Source organism: Kitasatospora sp. NPDC093558, assembly GCF_040683475.1.
GTDB lineage: Bacteria > Actinomycetota > Actinomycetes > Streptomycetales > Streptomycetaceae > Kitasatospora.
The window spans coordinates 1-6,960 of sequence record NZ_JBFBDY010000333.1 but is presented as its reverse complement, the minus strand read 5'-3'; the positions used below and the strand labels follow the sequence as shown (position 1 = coordinate 6,960).

Genomic DNA, 6,960 nt, shown 5'->3' with positions numbered 1-6,960 from the left:
GGCGGGCGGAGGCGTACAGGGCGAGGAAGGAGAGCAGGTAGACGCTGCTGGTGGCGACGCCGATGCCGGTCAAGCCGAGCTCGGGCAGGCCCCAGGTGCCGTGGATGAAGGCCCAGTTGAGCCCGGCGTTGACGGCGACGGAGGCGATGGTGATCCGTAGCAGGGCCTGTGGGCGGCGCATGCCGACGGTGAACTGGCGGATCGCCTGGAACCAGAGGCAGGGCAGCAGGCCGGGGGCGAGGGCGGCGAGCATGCCCTGGGCACGGTGGGCGACGTCCGCGTCCTGGCCGAGCCGGGTGGCGGCCTGGCCGATGAGGACCATCAGCACGGCGCCGACGAGGCCGGCGATGGTGGCGACGGCCATGGCCGCCCGGACCAGGCCGCGCACGTTCTCGTCGGCCTCGCCCCCCTCGTCCTCCTCCGCCCCCGCCCGTTCGGCGCGGGCGGCGGCGGCTGCGACCTGGTTGCCGACGGCCGTACCGAGTCCGACGCCCATGGTCCGCAGCTGGTTGAAGATCACCAGGGCGAGGCCGCCGGCCGCGAGTGCCTCCGTCCCGAGGGCGCCCATCATGATGGTGTCGGTGGTGGTGAGAGCGACCTGGGCGAGCTGGGTGAGGGCGAGCGGGACGGCGAGGGCGGCGAGGGCGCGGCTGTCGCGGGCGAGGGTGGCTGGCTGCTGCATGGGATTCAGTTCCTGCGGAGTTTGGTGAGGGTCTCGTCGATCTCGGCCTCCACGGCCTCGTCGAGGAGGTTGCGGGCGGTCATCCAGTCGTCGTTGAAGACGGTGTCCATGTACTTCTCGCCGCCGTCGTTGATGAAGGCGACCATAACGCTGTCCGGTGCGAGGGCGGGCAGCCGGCAGAGGGCCTCGTGGACAACGCCGCCGGCGGAGCCGCCGATGAGCAGACCGGTGCGGCGCGCGACCGCGCGGGCGGTGGCGAAGGCCTCGACGTCGCCGACCTTGACGCCTTCGTCGATGAGGTCGTAGTCGACGAGCAGGCCGATGGTGGCGCCTTCGGGGGTGCCGGTGCCGGACTGGTAGTAGTCGTGGGCGGGCGGGCCGAAGGCGATGGAGCCCTTGGGCTCGACGCCGACGACGGTGAGGTCGGGGACGGCGTTCTTCAGCTCGCGGGCGGTGCCGCACAGTCCGCCGCCGGTGCCGACGGCGCCGATCAGCACATCGACCCGGTTGTCGAGGGCCTGGGCGATCTCGCGGCCGACCGCGTAGTAGCCCACGGCATTGCTGGGGTTGTTGTGCTGCTCGGTGAAGAAGGTGTTGTCCTTGCCGCGCGCCATCTCCTCGGCGAGTTCCTCGCGGGCGGCGGTGTGGAGCTCCTCACCGCCGTCCTCGTCGACGTAGACGAGTTCGGTGCCCATGGCCGACATGGCGCGCAGCTTGTCGACTGCGGCGTGGTGGTCGACGACGGCGGTGAAGCGGTAGCCGCGTTCGGCGGCGACGACGGCGAGCCCGAGACCGGTGTTGCCGGAGGTGGACTCGATGATGTGGCCGCCCTCGCGCAGCTCGCCGCGTTCCTCTGCGTCGAGGACCATCTGGCGGGCCATCCGGATCTTGGCGCTGCCGGTGGGATTGAACATCTCCAGTTTGAGCAGCAGGCGGGCGCCGTTGTCGGCGCGGGCGAGTTCGAACAGCGGGGTGTAGCCGATGAGGTCGGATATCCGGCTGACCACCGGGGGGCGGGTCAGGGCGTCGGTCATTGAAGCTCCGTCGGGACGGCGTGAGTGGGGGTCAACGGTCGAGGCGCCAGCGAGGCCGGCCGGCGCCGTCGATTCGGTCGATGACGACCTTGGGCGGTAGCGGGAGCTCGTGGAAGGGCGACTCGTTGGAGTCCATCTGGTAGCCGGCCGTGTTGGGGTAGACGAGCAGGTCACCCACCTGCGGCCGGGTGGGGAAGACGACCTTGCGCCAGGTCAGGAGGTCGGAGTCGAGGCAGCTGGCACCGCCGACGCACGCCGGGTAGGGAACTTCGGCGTCACCGTCGCGTTCGGTCAGCAGCACCGGTTCGGGCAGGTACTCGCTGTTGAACCACTGCTCGGACAGGCTGAGGCTGGTGCCGTCCACGGTGGCGATGCCGTACCCGGCCCGGTCCTTCACGCCCTGGATCCGGAAGACGGAGGAGCCGGCGCCGTCCAGCAGCGCGCGTCCGGGCTCCAGCAGCAGCATCACCCCGGCCTCGCGCAACCGCTTCGCCAGGCTCGGCCCCTGACCGCCGGGGCTGGCGGCGAGGATGGCGCGCAGTGCGTCGGCGCCCGCGACCGGCGAGTGGTAGGGGTAGAAGTCGCTTGCCGTGAAGGCCTTTTCGGCGTGGTAGTGCGCGGGGCCCTGCTCGGCCAGGAAGGCGTTCCAGGCCTCGGCGGGGACGTAGTCGACGGGGAATCCGCCGCCGATGCTGATCCGGTCGGCTTGCAGGCCCAACACCCGGGCCTTGAGGCAGAGTTCGACCAGCTCGCCGGCGAGGTCGGCGCGCGGTCCCACCTCGTAGCCGGACAGGTGGAAGCCGAAGCCCTCCATCCGGACTCGCTCCCCGGCCGCCGCGCACCGGCGCAGCGCCTCGTGAAGCTGCTCGTCATCGAGGCCGAAGCGGCTGCGAGGCTGGGCCGACGGGTGTCGGCGCAGCAGTACGCGGACCGGACGGTGGCCCCCGACGGCGATCAGGCGGTCGAGTTCGTCGAGGGCGTCGACGGCGATCAGCGCGCCCTGCCGGGCGGCGACGCGCAGCAGTTCCTCGGACTTGGCCGGGCCGGTGACGACCAGGTCCTCGCCGCGTACGCCGTGGCCGAGTGCCTCGCGCAGTTCACCGAGGGAGGCGACGTCGACACCGGCGCCCGCGGCGGCGCAGCGGTCGACGAACACGGCCGCCTTGTTGGCCTTCTTGGCGTAGTAGACGCGGCCTTCGACGTCGGCATCGGCGAGGGCGGCGCGGAAGGCGGCCAGGTTGGCGTCGAAGCGCTCGGGCAGCAGGTAGTGGAAGGGGCCGCCGAGGCCGTGGGCGAGTTCGGACAGCAGGCCGCTCGCGTGGACGTGCTCGGCGAGCGCGTCGGGGTGGGCGGGAAGGGTCAGCGCCACAGGGCCACCTCGGTGCCGAGGTTCTGCTCGGCGGCGAGCTGGGCGAAGCGGTGGCCGAGGGCGATGTCGGTGACGACGAGTCCGCTGTTGTACGCGAAGATCCGCTGGTCGTGGCCGGTCCGGGCCTTGGAGACGCCGGCGATGGCGACGGGCAGTTCGAGGTCGACGGCGCGGAGGTTGCCGTCCGCGTCGGCCATGTCGGTGCCGGTGACGCGCATCTGGGCCTCGCTGGTGGCGATCACCCGGTCCGCGCGGTGCAGCGTGGAGGGGGCGAGGCCGTGGCCGACCAGGATGGAGACGGCGCCGGGCTTGAGCCAGTCGGCTTCGACGGCGGCGGGGGTGTGGGCGCCGGCGGTGGCGACGATCACATCGGCCTCGCGCGCGGCGCTCTTGAGGTCGGTGACCAACTCCACCTCCCGCTCGGGGAAGTGGCGTGCGAGTTCGGCGCGAACGGCGGAGATGCCGTCGGGGTGGGTGCCGGACAGCAGCAGGCGGTCCAGCTTCGGCAGGGTGGTGAGCAGGAACGGCAGGGCGAGCCGGCCCTGGGTGCCGGTGCCGATCACCAGGCCGGTGCGGGCATCGGGCGTGGCGCATTCGCGGGCCAGCAGGGCGGAGACGGCCGGGGTGCGCAGGGAGCCGATCCGGGAGCAGTCCATCATCGCCACGGGTAGGCCGGTGACGTCGTCGTAGATGGTCAGCGTCGTGTAGTAGTGCTGGTTCTCGCGGCCCTCGTGCAGGCCGTGCTTGTAGGAGGTCTTGATCGCGACGACGTTTCGGACCCCGTCGCGGCCGAGCATGGCGTAGGAGACGGAGTGGCCGTCGGCGGGCTTGACGGTGAGCTTGCGGGGGTTGTCGGACTGGCCGGCGGCCAGGGTCCGGTAGGCCTGTTCGACGGTGTCGACGACGTCGACGAGGGGGATGTCCAGACCGGCGAGGTCGCTGGTGGACAGTATGCGCAGGGTGGTGTCGTCCCGGTCCATGTGGGTGCCCTTTCGGGTAGTTGAGACGGCGGCTGATGCGGGTTCAGGCCGCCCAGGCGGTGAGGGCGGCCTGGCCGTAGCCGTGCTCGTCCTTTTCGGTGCCCGGCCGGGTGGGGCGCCCCTCGACGCGGGCGGAGGCGCGCTTGAGCCAGCGGTCGGTGCCGTCGTAACGGGCCCGGAACGGGACGCGGCCGTGGACGACGAGGTCGTTGTCGACGACCAGGATGTCGCCCGGTTCCAGGGCCACGGCGACCGAGACGCGGGCCAGCTCCTCGCCGAGACGCCCGTACGCCTCGCGCCATTCGCCGTCGGCCTCGTCCAGCGGCGTGTAGGCGGGGTCGTAGCGCATGGTCAGGCCGTCGGGCGAGTCGAAAAGGGTGGGCACCGGCGCGGGCCGACCGGCGAAGCGCTGGGCCTCCTCGTAGGCGTCGTCGGGCAGGATCGGCGCGACGGGCCGCTTGAGCTGCTCGGTGTCCGCCTCGGACAGGGCCGTCAGGCGCACGCTGGCCGCCGTGGTGGCGATGCGGTCGTGGTTGCGCATGCAGCACAGCAGCAGGAGATGGGCGCGGCCGGGGTGGAAGGCGTCCTCGGTGTGCGGGGTGAGCAGGACGGAGCTGGAGGCGCCGGTCTGCTCGCTCTCATGGCCGGGTGACGGCACGATGTTGTGCACGAACCGGCCGTCCTGCTGGCCGTCCCAGGCGATCGGGGTGCCCATCAGGGTGGAGACGAGCAGCAACACCACGTCCCACACCTCGCCCGCGTCGCCGACGGTCGACCAGTGACCCGGGGTCGGCCCCAGACGTACGTCGTCGACGTCGAGGCCGCGCAGCACGAACAGGCCGTCCGGGGTGTCGACCGGACGCAGTTGCTGCCGCAGCCGTTCGCCGAGCTGGGCGCACATCACGGGAAGGTCGGCCAGCAGGTAGGGACTGGTGGCGGAGCCGTGAAAGGCCAGCAGCTTGGCCGCGGTGGAGGTGAGTTCCGCGGCGGCGTCGGAGTCGAGTCGGCGTACCGGGGCAGGGCAGGTGGGCACGGTGGGACCTTCCGTGTCGGGCAGGAGGGGTGCGGGCATGCGGCATCGCCGCGCCTGCTGAGGGGGCGAGGGCAACGCGAAAGTCGTCGGTCCGGCGCGGCTCGGGCTGCCGGACACCGAGGAACGTAACAACGACTTCAAGGTAAGGCAAGCCTTACCTGCCCGACTGTCTACATGTGTGCAGTCCGGACTTCGTACACACCGAAGCTTCACGGGAGGTCGCAATTGGCTGGGCCAGGGCGTTCTTTGACATCCAGTCGGATCCGGCCGACCTCGAGCCGGATCCCATCGCGCGGCTTGCGGAGCGACCGAAACTTAGGATAGGTAACCCTAAGCAAATCGAGCGCAACCCGAATCGAGGAACGAACGTGGGCGTCACCAGACGACAGCTGCTGTGGGCCGGCGCCGGCATCGGAGCCATCGGCGCACTCGCCGCCTGCGGCGGCGGTGCGGGCGGCGGCGCCTCCCGGGACGCCGCGCCCACCGGCGCCGCGAACGAACAGCCCCGCACCGGCGGCACCCTGAAGGTCGGCGCGCTCGGCAAGGCCTCCGCCACCACCCGCGACCCGCACGGCACCCAGGCCAACGAGAGCGACTACCTGATCATCAGTCTGCTCTACGACACCCTGACCGTCCCGGGCGACAAGACCAACACCGCACCCCGCCTCGCCGCCTCCTGGAAGCCCTCCGAGGACCTCAAGACCTGGCGCTTCACCATCGCCGACGGCGCCAAGTTCCACGACGGCACCCCCGTCACCGCCGAGGACGTCGTCTGGTCGCTCAAGCGCCTGCGCAACACCCCCTCCGGCAAGAGCCGCCTGCCCGGCATCCAGCCCGAGGGCATCGGCGCCGAGGACGCGAAGACCGTCGTCCTGGTCTCCGACTACCCCAACGCCGAACTTCCGCTGCTCACCCGGCTCACCACCTTCGTGCTCAAGAAGGACACCAAGGACGACGCCGTCGCCGGCGCCCCCGGCACCGGTCCGTTCAAACTCGACTGGTACCGCGACGGCAACGCCCGGCTGGTCCGCAACGACGACTGGTACGGCGGCAAGCCCCCGCTGGACGCCATCGAGGTTCGCCTCTTCGAGAGCCCGCAGGCGATGGCCAACGCCCTCCTCGCCGGGCAGATCGACGTCGCCTCCAACGTCGGCGCCGTGGCCGCCCGCACCGCCGAGTCCCGCAAGGACGTCCAGGTACTGCGCCGCCCCAACGACATGGCGATGCCGATCGTGATGCGCACCGCCGACGGCCCGTTCGCCGACCCGAAGGTCCGCGAGGCGCTGCGACTGGCCGTCGACCGCGACGCCATGGTCAAGCAGATCCTCTCCGGCTACGGCAGCGCCGCCAACGACATCCTCGGCACCGGCGACCCCGGTTACGCCAAGGACATCCCCCAGCGGGGGCGCGACCTCGCCAAGGCCAAGCAGCTGCTCGCCGACGCCGGCTTCGACACCGGCAAGACCTACGACCTGATCACCACCGACGACATCTCCGGTCTCGCCGAGTCCGCGACGCTGTTCGCCACCCAGGTCCGCGAGGCCGGAGTGAAGATCAACGTGGTCAAGCAGGACTCCAAGGTCTTCTGGGACGCCACCTGGCTCAAGGCCCCGCTATACACCAGCTACTGGGGCACCAACGACTCCGTCGTCTTCCTGGCCTCCAAGACCATGCTCTCCGACGCCGGCATGAACGAGACCGGCTGGAACGAGCCCTCCTTCGACGAGACCTACCGCAAGGCCATGGGCACCGCCGACCAGGCCGAGCGCACCAAGCTGCTCCACCAGCTGCAGGAGATCGAGTACGCCAAGTCCGGCTACCTGCTCTGGGGCATGGCCGACGGCGTCGACCTGGCCGGCTCC

Annotated in this window: 6 protein-coding genes; 1 reads left to right on the top strand and 5 read right to left on the bottom strand. The window is 71.2% G+C overall.

From position 1 onward, the window contains the following. From AB0O00_RS25435 to AB0O00_RS25415, 5 genes are all read right to left on the bottom strand, one after another. A partial coding sequence (locus AB0O00_RS25435) for an MATE family efflux transporter (RefSeq protein WP_363655441.1) occupies positions 1-682 on the bottom strand: 682 nt, incomplete at its 3' end. Positions 683-687: 5 nt separating this feature from the next. After that, positions 688-1,716 carry a cysteine synthase family protein gene (locus tag AB0O00_RS25430; protein ID WP_363655439.1) on the bottom strand — a complete coding sequence of 343 codons (1,029 nt, stop codon included), beginning with the start codon at positions 1,714-1,716 and terminating at the stop codon, positions 688-690. Between the two features lie 31 nt (positions 1,717-1,747). Continuing rightward, on the bottom strand, positions 1,748-3,085 hold the full coding sequence (locus AB0O00_RS25425; protein ID WP_363655438.1) for a Y4yA family PLP-dependent enzyme: 1,338 nt from the start codon (positions 3,083-3,085) through the stop codon (positions 1,748-1,750). After that, positions 3,076-4,065: an ornithine cyclodeaminase family protein gene (locus tag AB0O00_RS25420; RefSeq protein WP_363655437.1), complete on the bottom strand. Its 990-nt coding sequence runs from the start codon at positions 4,063-4,065 to the stop codon at positions 3,076-3,078. The genes AB0O00_RS25425 and AB0O00_RS25420 overlap by 10 nt, the downstream gene beginning before the upstream one ends. A 43-nt stretch (positions 4,066-4,108) precedes the next feature. After that, positions 4,109-5,098, bottom strand: a complete 990-nt coding sequence (locus tag AB0O00_RS25415) for a TauD/TfdA family dioxygenase (protein ID WP_363655435.1) — start codon at positions 5,096-5,098, stop codon at positions 4,109-4,111. 368 nt (positions 5,099-5,466) lie between these two features. Here AB0O00_RS25415 and AB0O00_RS25410 point away from each other — a divergent pair. Next, on the top strand, positions 5,467-6,960 hold a 1,494-nt coding region (locus tag AB0O00_RS25410; RefSeq protein ID WP_363655433.1), incomplete at its 3' end, for an ABC transporter substrate-binding protein.

Excerpts from the sequence above, each read along its gene's own strand:
- AB0O00_RS25430 (WP_363655439.1), bottom strand. The coding sequence starts at position 1,716 with ATGACCGACGCCCTGACCCGCCCCCCGGTGGTCAGCCGGATATCCGAC.
- AB0O00_RS25420 (WP_363655437.1), bottom strand. The coding sequence starts at position 4,065 with ATGGACCGGGACGACACCACCCTGCGCATACTGTCCACCAGCGACCTC.